19 protein-coding genes and 1 other RNA gene are annotated in these 17,721 nt (G+C 60.9%); 10 read left to right on the forward strand and 10 right to left on the reverse strand.

Annotated elements, in window-relative coordinates; all coding sequences use genetic code 11:
- Positions 1-77 precede the first annotated feature (77 nt).
- Complete coding sequence (locus tag ACQ4V8_RS00200) at positions 78-617, forward strand: PadR family transcriptional regulator (RefSeq protein ID WP_436570710.1); 540 nt, start codon at positions 78-80, stop codon at positions 615-617.
- The gene (locus tag ACQ4V8_RS00205; RefSeq protein ID WP_436570711.1) at positions 614-1,870 is read left to right on the forward strand and encodes an MFS transporter; all 1,257 of its coding nucleotides are present in this window, start codon (positions 614-616) and stop codon (positions 1,868-1,870) included. Before ACQ4V8_RS00200 ends, ACQ4V8_RS00205 begins: the two co-directional genes overlap by 4 nt.
- Before the next feature lie 6 nt (positions 1,871-1,876).
- On the opposite strand, the gene ACQ4V8_RS00210 is transcribed toward ACQ4V8_RS00205, so the two are convergent.
- The 3 genes from ACQ4V8_RS00210 to groES all read right to left on the reverse strand — a co-directional run bounded on the left by ACQ4V8_RS00210 (position 1,877) and on the right by groES (position 4,593).
- The gene (locus ACQ4V8_RS00210) at positions 1,877-2,353 is read right to left on the reverse strand and encodes a hypothetical protein (protein WP_010400982.1); all 477 of its coding nucleotides are present in this window, start codon (positions 2,351-2,353) and stop codon (positions 1,877-1,879) included.
- Positions 2,354-2,602: 249 nt separating this feature from the next.
- Positions 2,603-4,252, reverse strand: a complete 1,650-nt coding sequence (groL, locus tag ACQ4V8_RS00215; protein ID WP_010400981.1) for a chaperonin GroEL — start codon at positions 4,250-4,252, stop codon at positions 2,603-2,605.
- A 50-nt stretch (positions 4,253-4,302) separates the two neighbouring features.
- Positions 4,303-4,593 carry a co-chaperone GroES gene (groES, locus tag ACQ4V8_RS00220; protein WP_010400979.1) on the reverse strand — a complete coding sequence of 97 codons (291 nt, stop codon included), beginning with the start codon at positions 4,591-4,593 and terminating at the stop codon, positions 4,303-4,305.
- A gap of 525 nt (positions 4,594-5,118) precedes the next feature.
- Here groES and ACQ4V8_RS00225 point away from each other — a divergent pair.
- The 5 genes from ACQ4V8_RS00225 to ACQ4V8_RS00245 all read left to right on the forward strand — a co-directional run bounded on the left by ACQ4V8_RS00225 (position 5,119) and on the right by ACQ4V8_RS00245 (position 7,474).
- Positions 5,119-5,865 (forward strand): hypothetical protein, encoded by a 747-nt coding sequence (locus ACQ4V8_RS00225; RefSeq protein WP_436570712.1) that lies wholly within the window; start codon positions 5,119-5,121, stop codon positions 5,863-5,865.
- Between the two features lie 96 nt (positions 5,866-5,961).
- Positions 5,962-6,285 carry a DUF904 domain-containing protein gene (locus ACQ4V8_RS00230; RefSeq protein WP_343029440.1) on the forward strand — a complete coding sequence of 108 codons (324 nt, stop codon included), beginning with the start codon at positions 5,962-5,964 and terminating at the stop codon, positions 6,283-6,285.
- Complete coding sequence (locus tag ACQ4V8_RS00235; protein ID WP_010400975.1) at positions 6,285-6,596, forward strand: cell division protein ZapA; 312 nt, start codon at positions 6,285-6,287, stop codon at positions 6,594-6,596. Before ACQ4V8_RS00230 ends, ACQ4V8_RS00235 begins: the two co-directional genes overlap by 1 nt.
- 156 nt (positions 6,597-6,752) lie before the next feature.
- Positions 6,753-6,930, forward strand: a non-coding RNA gene (gene ssrS / locus ACQ4V8_RS00240) — 6S RNA.
- Positions 6,931-7,009: 79 nt separating this feature from the next.
- The gene (locus ACQ4V8_RS00245; protein ID WP_010400974.1) at positions 7,010-7,474 is read left to right on the forward strand and encodes an EVE domain-containing protein; all 465 of its coding nucleotides are present in this window, start codon (positions 7,010-7,012) and stop codon (positions 7,472-7,474) included.
- Between the two features lie 74 nt (positions 7,475-7,548).
- On the opposite strand, the gene lgt is transcribed toward ACQ4V8_RS00245, so the two are convergent.
- Both lgt and ACQ4V8_RS00255 read right to left on the reverse strand, forming a co-directional pair.
- Positions 7,549-8,373, reverse strand: coding sequence for a prolipoprotein diacylglyceryl transferase (gene lgt / locus ACQ4V8_RS00250; protein ID WP_436570713.1), 825 nt, complete (start codon positions 8,371-8,373; stop codon positions 7,549-7,551).
- Positions 8,374-8,456: 83 nt separating this feature from the next.
- A complete protein-coding gene (locus ACQ4V8_RS00255; protein WP_010400971.1) occupies positions 8,457-9,368 on the reverse strand; it encodes a LysR family transcriptional regulator in 912 nt (303 codons plus the stop codon).
- A gap of 173 nt (positions 9,369-9,541) precedes the next feature.
- Here ACQ4V8_RS00255 and ilvD point away from each other — a divergent pair, with 173 nt between their 5' ends.
- Positions 9,542-11,407 (forward strand): dihydroxy-acid dehydratase, encoded by a 1,866-nt coding sequence (gene ilvD / locus ACQ4V8_RS00260; RefSeq protein ID WP_010400970.1) that lies wholly within the window; start codon positions 9,542-9,544, stop codon positions 11,405-11,407.
- A 285-nt stretch (positions 11,408-11,692) separates the two neighbouring features.
- The gene (locus ACQ4V8_RS00265; protein ID WP_029496622.1) at positions 11,693-12,004 is read left to right on the forward strand and encodes a c-type cytochrome; all 312 of its coding nucleotides are present in this window, start codon (positions 11,693-11,695) and stop codon (positions 12,002-12,004) included.
- Between the two features lie 181 nt (positions 12,005-12,185).
- Here the strand turns inward: ACQ4V8_RS00265 and ACQ4V8_RS00270 are convergent, their stop codons facing one another.
- Positions 12,186-13,328 (reverse strand): branched-chain amino acid ABC transporter substrate-binding protein, encoded by a 1,143-nt coding sequence (locus ACQ4V8_RS00270; protein WP_010400967.1) that lies wholly within the window; start codon positions 13,326-13,328, stop codon positions 12,186-12,188.
- A gap of 12 nt (positions 13,329-13,340) precedes the next feature.
- Here ACQ4V8_RS00270 and ACQ4V8_RS00275 point away from each other — a divergent pair, with 12 nt between their 5' ends.
- Positions 13,341-13,544, forward strand: a complete 204-nt coding sequence (locus ACQ4V8_RS00275) for a hypothetical protein (protein WP_029496621.1) — start codon at positions 13,341-13,343, stop codon at positions 13,542-13,544.
- Positions 13,545-13,618: 74 nt separating this feature from the next.
- Here the strand turns inward: ACQ4V8_RS00275 and ACQ4V8_RS00280 are convergent, their stop codons facing one another.
- The 4 genes from ACQ4V8_RS00280 to folD form a co-directional block, all read right to left on the reverse strand.
- On the reverse strand, positions 13,619-14,014 hold the full coding sequence (locus tag ACQ4V8_RS00280) for a DUF2486 family protein (RefSeq protein ID WP_010400965.1): 396 nt from the start codon (positions 14,012-14,014) through the stop codon (positions 13,619-13,621).
- Complete coding sequence (locus ACQ4V8_RS00285; protein ID WP_010400964.1) at positions 14,011-14,448, reverse strand: DNA polymerase III subunit chi; 438 nt, start codon at positions 14,446-14,448, stop codon at positions 14,011-14,013. The genes ACQ4V8_RS00280 and ACQ4V8_RS00285 overlap by 4 nt, the downstream gene beginning before the upstream one ends.
- 8 nt (positions 14,449-14,456) lie before the next feature.
- Positions 14,457-16,526, reverse strand: coding sequence for a M3 family metallopeptidase (locus tag ACQ4V8_RS00290; protein ID WP_436570714.1), 2,070 nt, complete (start codon positions 16,524-16,526; stop codon positions 14,457-14,459).
- Between the two features lie 127 nt (positions 16,527-16,653).
- The gene (folD, locus tag ACQ4V8_RS00295) at positions 16,654-17,499 is read right to left on the reverse strand and encodes a bifunctional methylenetetrahydrofolate dehydrogenase/methenyltetrahydrofolate cyclohydrolase FolD (RefSeq protein ID WP_070346377.1); all 846 of its coding nucleotides are present in this window, start codon (positions 17,497-17,499) and stop codon (positions 16,654-16,656) included.
- Between the last annotated feature and the right edge of the window lie 222 nt (positions 17,500-17,721).

Here is a 17,721-nt window from a genome sequence, read left to right on the forward strand (position 1 = left end):
GCCAGAAAGTAAACCTTGTGTTGTGCTATTTTTCAACATAAGATATATCTTATTGCGATATATCTTAAGGAATCAGCATGCTCCATCTTTTACGCGGGGCGTACCCCGTACGCGCGGCGGCCCACGCTCAGGGAGAGGCGGCGGCCCCGCTTGGCAACCCTGTTGCGCGCGGGCCGAAAATGTTTGATGCAGGCACCTTGCGCTACCTGGTGCTGCAATTGATCGCCGACAAGCCGCGCCACGGCTACGACATCATCAAGTCCATCGCGCAACGCGCCGGTGGCGCGTATGCGCCCAGTCCCGGCGCCATCTATCCGCTCATGCATGGCTTGGTGGGGCACGGTTACGTGGCTGTCAGCCTCGATGGCAACAAGAAACTGCACAGCATCACGCCGGAAGGACTGGCTTTCCTGGCAGCGAACCGCGCCTACGTCAACGCGATTGCCGCCAGGGTCGATGCGCCGGCCGGCGCGGACGACGATCTGCGTCAGTTGATGCACGAACTGAAGGTAGCGGTACTGGCGCGCGGGCGCACCGCCGAGCCCGATGCCCGCCGCCTCGATGCCGTGCGCGCCATCCTGCGCCAGGCCCGTAGCGATATCGAGGCGCTGGCATGATGGCCGCAGCGGTGCCCGCACCCGCACCCGTGCCCCTGCTGACGCCGGGGCGCGAACGCGCGATGTTGTGGCTGCTTGCCCTGACGCAATTTACCGTCATCATGGATTTCATGGTGATGATGCCGCTGGCGCCGCAACTGATGCAGGCGTTCAATATCGGCCCGGCAGCCGTCTCGGGCGCTGTCTCTGCCTATGCGTGGTGCGCGGGCCTGTCCGGCTTGCTGGCGGCCACGTATATCGACCGTTTCGACCGCAAGAAGCTGCTGTTGACCATGTTTCTCCTGTTTACCGTGTCTAACCTGGCCTGCGCACTGGCGCCGAACTTCCATGTGCTGCTGTGGTCGCGTGCGTTTGCCGGGCTGACGGGCGGCGTGCTGGGCGCCATCGTCATGGCCATCATCGGTGACGTGATTCCCGCCGAGCGGCGTGGCGCGGCGACGGGCATCGTCATGACCGCATTTGCCATGGCGGCCGTGGGCGGCGTGCCCATCGGCGTGGTGCTGGCCGCCCATTTTGGCTGGGCTTCGCCATTCTTCCTGCTGGTCGTGCTGTCGCTGCTGATCTGGTTGGGCGCGGCGCGCGTGCTGCCATCGCTGACGGCGCACGTGGGCGCGGCCCCCACGCCGCTGCGCCAGGTACTGCCGAATTTGCTGGCGCTGCTGCGGGAGCGGCGTCACCTGCAAGCGTTTGCCTTGTCGATTGTCAATATGACGGCCGGCATGCTGGTCATTCCCTTCATTTCGCCTGTGCTGGTGGGCAATATGGGACTGGCGCCGGTCGACGTCACCTGGGTCTACCTGACGGGCGGCTGCGCCACCATCTTCACGGCGCGCCTGATCGGGCGCTGGGCGGACCGGGCCGGCAAGCAGCAGGTGTATCGCTGGGTCTCCCTGCTGTCGATCGCGCCGCTGCTGTTCATCACGCACCTGCCGCAGTTGTCGTTGCTGGCGCTGATGTTGCTGTTTCCATTTTTTATGGCCCTGGTATCGGGCCGCACCATCCCGCTGCAGGCGCTGCTGACCAGCATCCCGCAGCCGCAGCAGCGCGGCGCCTTCCTCAGCGCTAATTCGGCCCTGCAAAGTTTGGGTAGCGGTCTGGGCGCCTGGTTGGGCGGCTTGAGCTTGCACACGGACACGGCCGGCCATATCAGCGGTTATGGCTGGAATGGCTGGCTGGCGGCGGCGTTGTCACTGTGGACGGTGTGGTGGGTGGCGCGCGTGCGCGGCGCGGCGCCACAGGGCGCGCCGGCGTAGGAGCGTTTATTGGGTGGCGGTGCGCTGCATGGGAGCGCTGTCCTTGCGCCATTGTTCCAGGCTCAGCAGCTCACCTGTGACGCTGTCGTCGACGAGGATGCGCTTGCCATCGGGCGTGACGACAAAGCTTTCCCAGCGGTGGGCCGCTTCCGGCGTGCTTTCGAAAAAGCTCAGCTGGTAGCAAACGACGCCATCGACCAGGCGTGTCTCGGGCGACGTTTCCATCACCGCACCGTGCGCGCGTCCGCCCGAGGCTTTTTCGATATGCGCCGACCAGGCCTTGATTTCCGGCAGCGCCATCAGCGCATCGACGGCGCGCGCGTTCTGCTCTTGCGCCGCCGATTGGCTGCTCGCGGCAGGTGGATTGCCGTCGTGCTGTGCGGACCGCTGGTGCAGATAAAAAGCGCCTAGCCCGGCGGCCAGCAAGCCGGCCAGGATGCCGGCGATGATGGTGGTTTTGGAAGAGGAGGCGCGTGGCGGCATGGTGGTGAGCATGAGAAAGAGGGACGATGGCGGCCATGCTAAAGCAAAACACGCAGGCCGGCAATCGCCTGGCGAGCCTAAGGGGCTTGTCTAAGCAATCGACGAAAAAAAATCGACGAAAAAAAAGCTACCTTCCGTAGAAGATAGCTTTCGGGGCTGCCGGGCAGGCGCAAACAGCTTTTGGCCTGTCTGTCCTGGCCCGGCATAGGCATCCCCGCGCGCCGTCGCCTGCGGGCGGGGACGCCGGGCTTACATCATGCCGTCCATACCGCCCATGCCGCCCATACCACCCATGCCGCCGCCCATGCCGCCGCCTGCTTTGTCGTCAGCGATTTCGCAGACCATGCAGTCGGTTGTCAGCATCAGGGAAGCGATCGAAGCGGCGTTTTGCAGCGCCGAACGGGTCACTTTGGCTGGGTCCAGAACGCCCATTTCCACCATGTCGCCATACGTGCCGTTGGCAGCGTTGTAGCCGTAGTTGCCCGTGCCAGCCAGTACGGCTGCCACGACGACCGAAGCTTCTTCGCCAGCGTTTTGCACGATCATGCGCAGTGGCTCTTCCATTGCGCGCAAGACGATCTTGATACCAGCATCTTGATCAGGATTGTCGCCCTTGACCGTGATGTTGGCGCGTGCGCGCAGCAGGGCTACGCCGCCGCCTGGCACGATGCCTTCTTCCACGGCAGCGCGGGTAGCGTGCAGTGCATCTTCAACGCGGGCTTTCTTTTCTTTCATTTCGACTTCGGTGGCTGCGCCAACCTTGATCACGGCAACGCCGCCAGCCAGTTTGGCTACGCGCTCTTGCAGTTTTTCACGGTCGTAGTCCGAGGTCGCTTCTTCGATCTGTACACGCACTTGTTTCACGCGTGCTTCGATCGAGGCAGCTTCGCCGGCGCCATCGATGACGATGGTGTTTTCCTTGCCCACTTCGATGCGTTTCGCTTGGCCCAGTTCGGCCAGGGTCACTTTTTCCAGGGTCAGGCCGACTTCTTCAGCGATCACTTGGCCGCCGGTCAGGACAGCGATGTCTTCCAGCATGGCTTTGCGACGGTCGCCGAAGCCAGGTGCTTTCACTGCGCAGGTCTTCAGGATGCCGCGGATGTTGTTCACAACCAGGGTCGCCAGCGCTTCGCCTTCGATGTCTTCTGCGATGATCAGCAGTGGACGGCCAGCTTTAGCGACTTGTTCCAGTACCGGCAGCAGGTCACGGATGTTCGAGATTTTCTTGTCGCACAGCAGGACGAATGGGCTGTCCAGTACGGCAACTTGTTTCTCTGGGTTGTTGATGAAGTATGGCGACAGGTAGCCGCGGTCGAACTGCATGCCTTCAACGATGTCCAGCTCGTCGTTGAGCGACTTGCCGTCTTCAACCGTGATGACACCTTCTTTACCGACTTTTTCCATCGCTTCAGCGATACGCTCGCCGATCGAGTAGTCCGAGTTCGCCGAGATCGCGCCAACTTGGGCGATTTCTTTGGTGGTGGTGCAAGGACGGGCGATTTTCGCCAGTTCTTCGACCGTCGCGGCAACCGCTTTGTCGATACCGCGCTTCAGGTCCATCGGGTTCATGCCGGCGGCAACGAACTTCATGCCTTCGCGCACGATGGCCTGGGCCAGTACGGTAGCGGTGGTGGTGCCGTCGCCGGCGTTGTCGCTGGTGCGGGAAGCAACTTCCTTGACCATTTGCGCGCCCATGTTCATGAGCTTGTCTTTGAGTTCAACTTCTTTCGCTACCGACACACCATCTTTGGTGACGGTAGGGGCGCCGAACGAGCGCTCCAGGACCACGTTGCGGCCTTTCGGGCCCAGCGTTACTTTGACTGCGTTGGCGAGGATATTGACGCCTTCGACCATCTTGGCGCGCGCTGCGTCGCCGAATACTACTTCTTTAGCTGCCATGTTCAATTCTCCTGAGTTTCGGGATGTATCTGTCTACAACGTGGAAACAATTACTTGACGACGATCGCCATGATGTCTTCTTCGCGCATGACCAGCAGCTCATCGCCGTCAACTTTGACGGTTTGGCCGGCGTACTTGCCGAACAGGACGCGGTCGCCTACTTTGACATCCAGAGGACGCACTTTGCCGTCGTCGAGAATCTTGCCATTGCCTACGGCAAGGACTTCGCCTTGATCCGGTTTTTCAGCAGCTGCATCAGGAATGATGAGGCCGGACGCAGTTTTGGTTTCCTGGTCGAGGCGTTTGACGATGACGCGATCGTTCAATGGGCGCAGATTCATACAAAACTCCTTAAAGTTCAATGGATAAGTGTTGCTAAATGAATACATGACTGGCACAGCGCCAGACGTGCTTTCAGTGACCGCCGTTGAAAGCAGCCCGCAACGGTCAAGCAAACCCCATGTCATGCTGTTCTTGCCTTTATCCGGCAGTAGTGCATCGCGGCGTCGCCCGCCGCGTAGCGTTCCCTGCAGTGGTCTGGCAAGCACCATCATGTCCTGAGGATTGCTACGAAAGAGTTTGTTAGCACTCTCTACTAACGAGTGCTAATTATAGGGACGGTAGGGGGCTTATTCAAGGGCTTATTCACCGGAAAGATATGCTTGGACGTTCTGCGCAGCCTGCATTTACACAGGGTTTGCGCTGGCGCAAGCCAACTTGCCGGGCGTCAGCAACAGGCGCGACTCTAGCATGCTCGGCAGACGAGGGGCGTTCCTGTACGCGCAGGAAACAGAGTTTGACTATGGAATTTAATAAGATGATTGCAATTGCATATCAATATCAGCATTTAGGCCAGAAAGAACCGCATGCCACTGCCGATTTCCCATCCCGTCTTGCACCTGTTGAACGCCACCGTCATCGGCCTCGCCTGCCTGGGCAATGCCGCCGCGCAAACGCCTAGCATCGTCGACGAGATCAGCGTGGCGACGCTGACGCCGCAGGAAAAGGAAATGTTGCTGGGCGACTTGTTCAACGCCTTGAACAAGGCTGACGACGAGCAGGCCGCGCAGGTGTGGAGCAACGGCGGCAATAGTGGCGGGCTGGTAAAAGTCACGTTTAGCTTCAGCAACTCCGGCATGACGGAGTTCAGCCTGAAGGCGCACGTCTGCCGCGATCTGAAATTCGTCGTCACGGCGGGTGAGAAGTCGCAGGATTTGAGCCGGCGTACCTGTTCGCACAACAGCGGCAAGTGGGATGTGCAGGGCAAGGATGCAGCCCCCGTCGTGTATCGGCCTTTCTTGTCGGACGTGACGGTGGCCAAGCTCAATGCCAAGGAGCAGCAAGCGCTGCTGACGGCCGCCGTGCGCACTTTGAAAGATGAAGAGGATGGCAAGACGCGCCAGTGGAGCAACAAGGGCTTGGGCAATGCGGCGCCGCTGGCAGTGCGCCTGACGCCCTCGCGCACGGATGCCAAACCTGGCAGCTACCGCCGTACTTGCCGCGACTTGACGATGCTGCTTGACGGCAAGGGCGGACAACAGACGCTGACGCGCCGCTCTTGCGAAAACCGCTATGGCGGACTCGATATCGAAGCCGATTACGTCGACGAGTAAAACGCTGCCTTCGCGGCGCTGGAAGATGCGCGCACTTGACGAAAAGCGCCGGAAAAATCGTGTAATGTCCGCCAACTGCCCTGCATTGATGTAAATATGTGTGACAGCGACCTGATTCGATTGACGCCCGGGGAGCGTCCGCCCTATAGTGGCGGGATGATTTCCGAATTCAATGAATTATCCGACAAAATCGGCCTGCTGGCCGAAATGACCCACGCGCTGCGCCGTGAAAACGCGCAACTGCGCAAGGACAATGCCGCGTTGGCCGCCGAGAACGCCCAGTATGTGCAACGCATGCGCGAGGCGCAGGAGCGCGTGGAAGCATTGCTGGAAAAAATTCCCGAACTGGTGCAAGCTGGCCTGGAGCAAGCCGCTTCGGAAGCGGGCGCCTACCCTACCGAGAACGAGAAGGAAGCGTAATGGCGCGTGTCGATGTCAATATCATGGGCCAGTCGTATAGCATGGTGTGCCGCGACGGTGAAGAGCGCGCGCTGCGCGAAGCGGCGATCTATCTCGATAGCAAAATGAAAGCCATCCGCGACGCCGGCAAGGTCAAGGGCAATGATCGCATCGCCGTACTGGCCGCCCTGGGTGTGGCTGCGGAATTCCTCTCCGTGAAGTCGCCGCAAGGCCCGCTGTCGGAATTGACGATAATGGAAGTGAAGCAAAAGATCTCGGCCATGCACACGGTGCTCGACAGCGCCCTGACGCCCCAGGAAAATCTTTTTTAAACACTCAATCGTGGCTACTGTGCAGGCGCACAGTAGGGTTTCCTTGTCACACTTCGCCGCCTCTCGCCACGCCTTTGTTCGGTGTTGTACACGGGATTTTAAGCGGGCACGGCACGATATGTCTTTGCGATGCGCGCTCAAAGGAGTAAACTCATGCTTACCCTGCGGTGTTCGCGATTGCCATATATTCCTTGAACCATTTATGCGCATCGGTTGCGAATTTTGTTCGATGGGAGTGAGCGTCGCTCGTTCGACGAACCCGAAATTGAACTAACGTGACCACCTTGAACCGTTTGGTTCGGGATGCCGGCATAGCGGCACAGGCGGGGCCCAATTTGCACTACAACTGAAAACGGTTGCCGCATCGATGCGCAACCGTTTTTTTACGCCTGTCGCTGTGATACGGAGTCTGGATGAAACAATATTGGCTGATGAAATCGGAGCCCGATGAAGTGAGTATCGACGACTTGATGGCCGCGCCCAAGCACACCCTGTCGTGGTTCGGCGTACGCAATTATCAGGCGCGCAATTTCATGCGCGATGGCATGCAGGTGGGTGATGGCGTGCTGTTTTATCACTCCAGTTGCCCGCAGCCGGGCGTGGCAGGCGTGGCCGAAGTGGCCAGCGGCGCCTATCCCGATCACAGCCAGTTTGAAGCAGGCGGCAAGTATTTCGATGCCAAGGCTACGTTTGAGCAGCCGCGCTGGATCAGCGTCGACGTGCGCGGCGTGAAGAAGACGGCGCTGCTGTCCCTGTCCGAGATGCGCCAGATGCCGGAGCTGGAAGACATGCTGTTGCTCAAGAAGGGCAGCCGTTTGTCCATCACGCCGGTGACGCCGGCGCAATGGACAGTCATTACAAGCAAGTTAAAAGCATAAGCGAGGCATAAGCGAGGCATAAGCGAAGCCTAAGCGAGGCATAAGCGTAGCCTAAGCGTAGCCTAAGCCCTGCCTCAGGCCGGGCGGGGCTTGGTGGGCGGCGTGCCCATTGCCTGGCTTTTATACGCCCATACCAGCAGCGCAATGGCGCCGACGATCATTGGCAAGGACAGCATTTGGCCCGAGGTGATCGGCACGCCCAGCCACACGACTTCCCAGTCCGGCGTGCGGAAGTATTCGGTGAAGAAGCGCGCGCAGCCGTACAGCAGGGTGAACATGGCGCCCACGGCGATGCGCGGGCGTTGCTTGCGTGCATACAGCCACAGAATAATGAACACCAGAATGCCGTCCACCAGCATTTGATAGAGCGGCGATGGGTGCACGGGATACGCGATGCCCGGCCATTGCATGGCCCACGGCAAGCTTTCCGGCGCTATGCGGCCCGGCAGTTCGGCATTGATGAAGTTGCCCAGGCGGCCGGCGGCATAACCGAGCGGTACCAGCGGGGCGATGAAGTCGAGCACGTCGAACAGCGAGCGACCGGCCTTGCGGCTCCACAGGTACATGGCCACGATGACGCCGAGGAAGCCGCCATGGAAGGACATGCCACCGTGCCACACCATGAAGATTTCCAGCGGATTGTGCATGAAATATTCGGGGCGGTAGAACAGCACTTCGCCCAGGCGCCCGCCGATCACCACGCCCAGCATGCCGTAGAACAGCATGTCATCGAGGTCTTCCTTCTGCCAGCCCAGCACGGCGATGTGCGCCTGTTTGATGCGCACGCGGCCCAGGATAATGAACAGGGCAAAGGCCAGCACATACATCAAGCCGTACCAGTGCACGGCGAGCGGGCCGATCTGGATGGCTATCGGGTCGGGCATCGGGTGTATCAGCATGGGGTTTCTTTCTATATGTATGTAAAGCCAAGGTTGCGTAGTATGGCGGCGCCAGCAGTTTTTTGCCTTAGCGGCCACTTAATTTAGCTGGCAGTAGCGCTTATCTGCTTGCGCAGCAGCGCCAAAAAGCCTTGCAGCACGGAAGACGGATTGTCGCGGCGCCAGGCCAGGCCGGTTTCCACCAGCGGCGTGGCGTCCTGCAGCGGCCTGTATTCTACGCCCGGGCGCATCAGATTCGATACCGATTGTGGCACAAGCGCGATACCCATGCCAGCCGAGACGAGGCTGACGATGGTTTGCATCTGTATCGCCTGCTGGCCGATCTGCGGCGTGATGCCGGCGGCGCGGAACACGCCCAGGATTGCGTCGTGCAGGGCGGGAGAAATTGCGCGCGGAAAAATGATCAGCGGCAGGGGCGGCAGGTCGCGCAGGTTCACGGGGCCGGGCATCTGCAACAGGTCGAGGCAGGACGGCGCGGCCAGCACCAGCGCTTCGGTCAGCACGGGCAGGTAATCGAGCGCCCCTTTCGCCTTCTCGGGCAGGGGCGGAATCAACAGCCCCGCATCCGTGCGCCCGGCCAGCAATTCGTCGAGCTGCAGGTCGGAGGTGGCTTCCTGTAACTGGATCTGCACCTGTGGATAGGCAGTCTGATAAGCGCGCAGCAAGGGCGGCAACACGCTGTAGTCGGCCGAGGAAACGAAGGCCAGGCTCAATCGCCCCGCTTCGCCCTGCGCGGCGCGCTGCACCAGCGCGGGCAAATCGAGCGCCTGCGCCAGCAGCCGGCGCGCCTCGGGCAGCAGGGCCGTGCCGGCTGGTGTCAGTTGCACTTCGCGGCGCGTGCGCACGAACAAGGGCGCACCCAGCAGTTCTTCCAGGGCCATGATGGTTTGCGACAGCGGCGGCTGCGTCATGTGCAGTCGCGTGGCGGCGCGGCCGAAGTGCAACTCTTCGGCGACGGTAACAAAGTAGCGCAACTGGCGCAGTTCAAGATTCATATGTGTTTCCATGCAGATTGAATGCTGTGATATGAAAAAAGACTCACAGACACGCGCATCATATATTTGACAGTGGCGCGCGCGCAAGGCAATCTGGTGTATCCCCACTGTATGCAGGGTTTTGCTGAAAATCCGCGCAGTCAGGCATCAATCATCCTTGGAAGGACCCCATCATGCCGCAATACCGCTCCCGCACCACCACCCACGGCCGCAACATGGCTGGCGCCCGCGCCCTGTGGCGCGCCACCGGCATGAAGGATGGCGACTTCGACAAGCCGATCATCGCCGTCGTCAACTCGTTCACGCAATTCGTGCCTGGCCACGTGCATTTGAAAGACCTGGGGCAGATGGTGGCGCGCGAAATCGAGGCGGCCGGCGGCGTGGCCAAGGAATTTAACACCATCGCCGTCGATGACGGCATCGCCATGGGCCACGGCGGCATGCTCTATTCACTGCCCTCGCGCGACCTGATCGCCGACTCCGTCGAATACATGGTCAACGCCCACTGCGCCGACGCCATGGTGTGCATCTCGAACTGCGACAAGATCACGCCGGGCATGCTGATGGCCGCCATGCGCATCAACATCCCCGTGGTCTTCATCTCGGGCGGCCCGATGGAAGCGGGTAAGGTCATCAAGGTTGTCAACGGCACCCAGAAGATCATCAAGCTGGACCTGGTCGATGCCATGATCAAGGCGGGTGACAGCAGCGTTTCCGACGCCGACGTGGACGAAATCGAGCGTTCGGCCTGCCCGACCTGCGGTTCCTGCTCCGGCATGTTCACCGCCAATTCGATGAATTGCCTGACCGAGGCGCTGGGCCTGGCCCTGCCCGGCAATGGCACCATCCTGGCCACGCACTCGGACCGCCAGCAGCTGTTCTTGCGCGCTGGACGTCTGATCGTGGAGCTGGCCAAGCGCCATTATGAGCAGGACGATTATTCGGTGCTGCCACGTTCGATCGCCACCAAGGCCGCCTTCGAGAATGCCATGGCGCTCGATGTCTCCATGGGCGGCTCGACCAACACCGTGCTGCATTTGCTGGCCGCTGCACACGAGGCGGAAGTGGAATTTACCATGGCCGACATCGACCGCATTTCGCGCAAGGTACCGTGCCTGTGCAAGGTCGCGCCGATGACGGATAAATACCATATCGAAGACGTGCACCGCGCGGGCGGCATCGTGGCGATTTTGGGCGAATTGGCGCGTGCTGGCTTGCTCGATACCACCCTGCCGACCATCCACGCGCCGACCCTGGCCGACGCCATCGCGCAAAACGACATCATGTGCACGGACAATCCGGCGGTGCATGAACTGTTCCGCGCCGCACCGGGCGGCGTGCCGACGCAGACCGCCTTCTCGCAGTCGGAGCGCTTCGCTGCCGTTGACACCGACCGCAGCACGGGCTGCATCCGCGACAAGGCCCACGCTTACTCGCAAGATGGTGGCCTGGCCGTTTTGTACGGCAACCTGGCCGAAAAGGGCTGCATCGTCAAGACGGCGGGCGTCGATGACAGCATCCTGAAATTTTCGGGCAAGGCGCGCGTGTTCGAGAGCCAGGACGCGGCCGTCGCTGCCATCCTGGAAGATAGCGTGCACGAAGGCGATGTCGTCATCATCCGTTACGAAGGCCCGAAAGGCGGTCCGGGCATGCAGGAAATGCTGTACCCGACTTCCTACATCAAGTCCAAGGGCCTGGGCAAAGCATGTGCGCTGTTCACGGACGGGCGCTTTTCGGGCGGCTCTTCGGGCCTGGTGATCGGTCATGCCTCGCCGGAAGCGGCCGAAGGCGGCGCCATCGGCCTGGTGGAAGAGGGCGATTTCATCGACATCGATATCCCCGAACGCAGCATCAACCTGCGCGTGACCGATGTGCAGCTGGCTGCGCGCCGCGCCGCCATGGAGGCGAAGGGTGATGCGGCCTGGCTGCCCGTCAAGCGCGAGCGCTATGTGTCGCAGGCGCTGCAGGCCTATGCGGCGCTGACGACGTCGGCCGACCGTGGCGCCGTGCGCGATCTGTCGCAACTGAAGAAGCGCTAAGCTAAGCGCAGCAGGCAAAACCTGCTGCGCTCGCGACGTTTGTGCCTGGTGTCGTACACCGTGTTGTTGTGTAAGTGCGACGGCCGGCCCTGTTTGAGCCTGCTACGGCGCTTGTCCTTACATCGGCTTACAAACAACATGGTCAGGCGCGTGCAGATGGGGCAGAATATAACTGCCTGATGGTTGCCACATTGCGTTACTACATTGAAACGCTTGATCTGGGCTCGTGGTGCATCTGCGGAAACACAGTAAAATGCCGCAGGAAGTAACTTTGGAGAAAAGACAATGAAACGTTTAATGTTGGTGAGTGTATTGACCGTATCGGCCCTGGCATCGCAAGCAGCGTTGGCCAATCCGGATCTGGCGAAAGCAAAAAACTGCATGGCTTGCCACGCGGTGGGGACGAAACTGGTGGGTCCTGCGTATAAAGACGTGGCGGCCAAGTATGCCGGTCAAAAAGACGCGGAAGCTAAGCTCGTAGTGAAAGTCATGAAGGGCGGTTCCGGCACCTGGGGCGCGATCCCGATGCCAGCCAATCCGCAAGTGAGCGAGGCCGAAGCCCGCACCCTGGTCAAATGGGTGCTGGCACAGAAATAATCTGTGCCGCAGTAGCTGCAATCAACGCGTCGGTCATTCCGGCGCGTTTTTTTTGCGGCGTTTCAAAGCCTGCGAGCGATGCCGGGGCCGGGTCACGAGGCTGGAACGGATGGCGCGGTGTGCCACGTCGTATGCCTGGTGGCAGACTGGCGGCGCTACGCCTTAGCGTAGCGCCGCTAGTTCATTTGATCACTTCCATTTTCGTCTTCTTGCCGTCACGGTAAGTAAATAAAGTCAGCGCGCCATCCTTGATGTCGCCGTTGGCATCGAACGAGATGGGCCCCGTCACGCCCTGGTAGTTCACCTTGGCCAGGAAGGGCAGGTACACCGAAGGCTTCGACGATTTTGCATCGGCCATGGCGGTGGCCATGGTCATCACGGCGTCGTAGACGTACGGCGCGTACAGCTGTACTTCCATCGCGTATTTCTGCTTGTAGCGGGCGCGGAAATCGTCCATGCCTTTTTGCTGCGCGCCCGTCACGCCGCCCGCCTCCGCACAGGTGACCATGTCTTCACCCACCGCGTCGCCGGCCAGCTTGCCCAGCGGTTCCGTGCACAAGCCATCGCCGCCCATGAACTTGGCCTTGATGCCCAGTGCCTTCATCTGGCGCAGCATGGGGCCGCCCACGGAATCCATGCCGCCAAAGAAGATCAGGTCGGGATTTTTCGACTTGATGCTAGTCAGGATGGCATTGAAGTCAGTGGCGTTGGCGTTCGTAAATTCCTTGCCGACGATTTGCACGCCGGGTGCCGCTTTCTTGGCGCCCTTGACGAACTGTTCCGCCACGCCTTGGCCGTAGGCCGTGCGGTCATCGATGACGGCGATTTTCTTCGCTTGCAGTTTGCCCACGGCATACGCGCCCAGGGTGCCGCCCAGCTTGTTGTCATTGGCCACCACGCGGAAGGCCGTGTTGAATTTTTGCTGGGTGTACGTCGGGTTGGTGGCGGCGGGCGAAATTTGCGCAATGCCGGCATTGAAATAAATGCGCGAGGCGGGTATCGTCGTGCCCGAGTTCAGGTGGCCGATCACGCCGTTGACCTTGGCGTCGACGAGTTTTTGTGCCACGGCAGTGCCCTGCTTGGGATCGGCTGCGTCATCTTCGGGCACCAGCACGAATTTGACGACTTTGCCATCGATCTTGAAGCCTTTGGCGTTCAAATCATCGATCGCCATCTTGGCCGCGTTTTCATTATCCTTGCCCAGGTGGGAGCTGGCGCCAGAGACCGGGGCGACATGGCCTATCTTGATGATTTCCTGTGCGCCCGCATGGCCGGCAAAGGCGAGGGCGAGGGCGACAGGAAGGACTTTGGTCTTGAGCAGCATAAACATTCTCCTATGGATAAAGATACGGCGGCGTCTCGTGAAACCGCTATGGGGAGCGGTACGTGTGAAGAAAGGTACAACAAAAAACAGGCGGCGCAAAGCCGCTTTTGGGGCTTTTTGCATTTTGTCGCAACAATCACCAAAGTGCGGCGCGATGCACCGATTTCGCAGGCGCGAGCGCACCAAACAATGGCGTTTGGCGGGGGAACGGTGTAGGGGGGGATGCTGGCATTGGCCCAGCGGCAAGGACTGGGGTCGGACCCTCAGAGTCCGACCCCGGCAATTCGCCGTTAGGGGTAAAAGTGGCTTGATTGCTGTGCAGGCCGATGCAAATGCCCCAGCTCATGAGTGACCGCATGCGCGACGATCTGTTCCAGCGATTGCTGCAAGTCTGCGCGCAATGCGCCGCGCATGCCGATCAGGGCATTGTGCAAGGCCGTCTGCAGGACGTGGGCGATGCGTTCTTCGAGCAGATGGTCGATCTTGCCCTGCACTTGTTGCAAGATGCGTTGCGTCAGCCGCTGTTCGATGGCGTCCCAGTCGGGTTGCGCCACGCTCGGTAGCGATACAGGCATTTTTTCCACGGCGGGCGCCAGCGCCGCTGGTACCAACGCTGGCGGCACTTCCGGCCCCAGCAGCACTTCCGTCAGCAAGGGGATGCCCTGGTCGAATGGCTGCCCGCTCATGCTTTGCCCGCTGAGTTGCCGGCCACAAAGTGGGTCGGCTGCACGTCTTGCTGGCGATAGTGCAGGAAGCGCTGGCGGCCCGCCTGCGCATCTTGCTCATCCATCGAGACGATTTCGAAGACGCGCTGGAATTGCGCATAGTTGGGCGGCGGCAGCTGCGACAGGTTGACGAGGATGTCGTGGTGCGGCAGCGCCGCCGCCACGTCATCGGTCAGGATGATGGGCGTTTGCGCCGCCAGCGGGTCGCCGGCCAGCACGTGCGGCAGGAAATCCGTGGCCGAAACGGTCCACATGGCGCTGTTCAAGGCATTGAGCTGGGCGCTGTCGGCCGCCAGCACGACGACCTTGTTGCCGGCCATATAGGCTTTGCGCGCCAGGCGGCAGGCGTAGGCCAGCTTGTCGGGCACGTTGCTGTGAAAATCGACGCGGCTCATGGCAGGGCTCAGGCTGCCATGCCGCTATGGCGCAGCAGGGCATCGATCGATGGTTCGCGGCCGCGGAAGGCGGTAAACGATTCCAGTGCCGGGCGCGAGCCGCCGACGGACAGGATTTCCTGCAGGTAGCGCTTGCCTGCCTGTGTGGTGGCCGCCGGTCCCAGCGCGCGCGCTTCTTCAAACGCCGCATAGGCGTCGGCGGACAGCACCTCGGCCCATTTGTAGCTGTAGTAGCCGGCCGCGTAGCCACCGGCGAAGATATGCCCAAAGGCATTCTGGAAGCGGTTGAACGGGGGCGGGATGATCAGCGCGAACTGTGCGCGCACGCCGTCAATCAGCTGCTGCACGCTCTGGCCCGTGCTGGCATCGTAGTCATAGTGCAAATGCATGTCGAGCAGGGAAAACTCCACCTGGCGCAAGGTTTGCAAGCCGGACTGGAAATTCTTGGCCGCCAGCATCTTGTCGTACAGCACGCGCGGCAGCGGCTCAGCCGTGACGGCATGCGCCGTCATGTGCTCGAGCACTTCCCATTCCCAGCAGAAGTTTTCCATGAATTGCGATGGCAGTTCCACGGCATCCCATTCGACGCCGGCAATGCCCGACACGCCCAGCTCGTCGACGACGGTCAGCATATGGTGCAGGCCGTGGCCGAATTCGTGGAACAGGGTGATCACTTCATCGTGTGTGAACAGGGCAGGCTGGAGCTGGCCATCGAGCACGGCGGGCTGCGTGAAATTGCAGGTCAGGTAGGCGATCGGTGTTTGTACTTGGCCAGCATCGGCGCGGCGCCCGCGCGCGTCGTCCATCCAGGCGCCGCCGCTCTTGCCCGCGCGTGCATACAGGTCCAGGTAGAACTGGCCGACCAGCTGGCCGTCGCGCTCGATGCGGTAAAAGCGCACGTCCGGATGCCAGACCGGTGCCGTATCGGGCTTGATCTCGACCGCGAACAGGTTCTGGATCTGGCGGAACAAGCCATCGATCACCTTGGGTTCAGGGAAATACTGTTTGACTTCCTGGGCCGAGAACGCGTAGCGGCGTTCCTGCAGTTTCTCGGAAGCGTAAGGCACGTCCCACGCTTGCAGCGCTTCTATGCCCAGTTCTTCGCGGGCGAATTGTTTCAGTTCGGCTAAATCCTGTTCGGCGAACGGGCGCGCGCGCTTGGCCAGGTCTTCCAGGAAAGCGATGACTTGCGCGGGCGAGGTGGCCATTTTGGAGACCAGCGACACTTCGGCAAAATTGCCGTAGCCGAGCAGCTTGGCTTCCTCGTCGCGCAGTTGCAACAGGGTGACGATGTTGTGCGTGTTGTCCCAGTCCTCTTTTTTGCTGAAGACCTCGCCCTGGTCGGATGCCTTGGTGGCGTTGGCGCGGTAGATGGTTTCGCGCAAGGCACGATTGTCGGCAAATTGCAAGATAGGGTAATAAGACGGGAAATGCAGCGAGAATTCGTAGCCTTGCTTGCCCGCCTTTTCGGCGGCAGCGTGCGCGGCCGCCTTCACGTCGTCGGGCAGGCCGGCCAGCTCGGCTTCATTCTCGACCAGCAACTTGTAGTCATTCGTGGCGTCGAGCACGTTTTCGGAAAAACGCGTCGAGACGGCTGCATGTTCTTCCTGAATGGCGCCAAAGCGCTCTTTCTTGTCCTCTGGCAACTCGGCGCCGCCCAGGCGGAAGTCGCGCACGGCATTATCGACGATGCGGCGGCGCGCCGGCGACAGGCTGGCGAAAGCGGCGCTGGCTTGCAATTGCTTGTATTTGCCGAAGAGGATGTCGTTCTGGCCCAGTTCGGTCCAAAATTCCGTCACCTTGGGCTGGTTGGCATTGTAGGCGGCGCGCAGCTCGGGCGTGTCGACCACGCTGTTGAGATGGTTGACGATGCTCCAGGCGCGGCCCAGGGTTTCGGCGATCTGGTCCTGGGGCGCGACGAAGTTTTCCCAGCTCACTTCTTCCATCGGCGCTTCCAGCTGTGCCACCGTGGCGCGCGCCTGGGCCAGCAGGGTATCGATGGCAGGCGTGACATGCTCGTGCGTGATCGCGTCGAAGCGTGGCAGGCCGGAAAAATCAAGCAGGTGATTGGTATTCATCGTCGGTTCGTCCATTCTGTCTTTATATCTGCAGGCGGCAACGCCGCCTGCATGCTAGAGCGCCTGAAAAACGTCCCTGGCGAGACACTGCAAGGCCGCCACGGGCATTTTCTCAGGTGCTCCTCTATTAAATACGTTCTGCCGCTTCGACCGTGTTCATCAACAACATCGTGATGGTCATCGGCCCCACGCCACCCGGTACCGGCGTGATGTGCGACGCTACTTCCTTGATGCCGGCGAAATCGACGTCACCGCACAGCTTGCCGTCATCGTCACGGTTCATGCCCACGTCGATGACGATGGCGCCCGGCTTGACCATGTCGGCAGTCAGGGTATTGCGGCGCCCGACGGCGGCCACGACCACGTCGGCCTGGCGCGTGTACAGACCGAGGTCCGGTGTCGCACTATGGCAGATGGTGACGGTAGCGTTCGCTTGCAAGAGCAGCAGGGCCATCGGCTTGCCGACAGTGTTGCTGCGGCCGATGACGACGGCGTGCTTGCCGCGCAGGTCGACGCCTGTGCTTTCGATTAATTTCATGCAACCATAGGGCGTGCACGGACGGAAGCCTGGCAAGCCTGTCATCAGTTCGCCGGCGCTCAGGACGGAATAACCATCCACGTCTTTCGTCGTGGCGATCGCTTCGATGACTTTGTGTGGGTTGATGTGCTTGGGCAAGGGCATTTGCACGAGGATGCCGTGGATGGCCGGATCGGTGTTGAGGCTGGCGATGCGCGCCAACAAGTCCGCTTCCGGCAGGTCCGCTGCATATTTTTCCAGCACCGAGTGAAAACCTACGTCGCCGCATGCCTTGACCTTGTTGCGGACATACACCTGGCTGGCCGGGTCTTCGCCGACGAGGATCACGGCCAAGCCGGGCTGGATGCCCTTGGCCGTGAGGGCGGCGGCGCGCGTGGCGATCTCGCTGCGCAGTTTTTGGGAGAGGGCGATTCCGTCGATCAGTTGTGCTGGCATGGTAGGGAGGCTGAGAGCTGGTGAAAGGGAAAACACAGATTATAAAGCCGCCAGCCCCTGGCCGGCGTTTTTGGCGCTATTGCCGTTAGCTTAAAAAGCGGGCCTGAGACGCGGGCCTGAGAAAATGCCGATGGCGGCGTTGCAGCTCCTTGCCGTACTGGCGTACTGTCTGTGTCGCCGCGCCTTGCCCTCGACGTTTTTCAGATCCGCCTGGCCCGGCAT

Source organism: Janthinobacterium paucivorans (assembly GCF_051380805.1).
Lineage (GTDB): Bacteria > Pseudomonadota > Gammaproteobacteria > Burkholderiales > Burkholderiaceae_D > Janthinobacterium > Janthinobacterium lividum_D.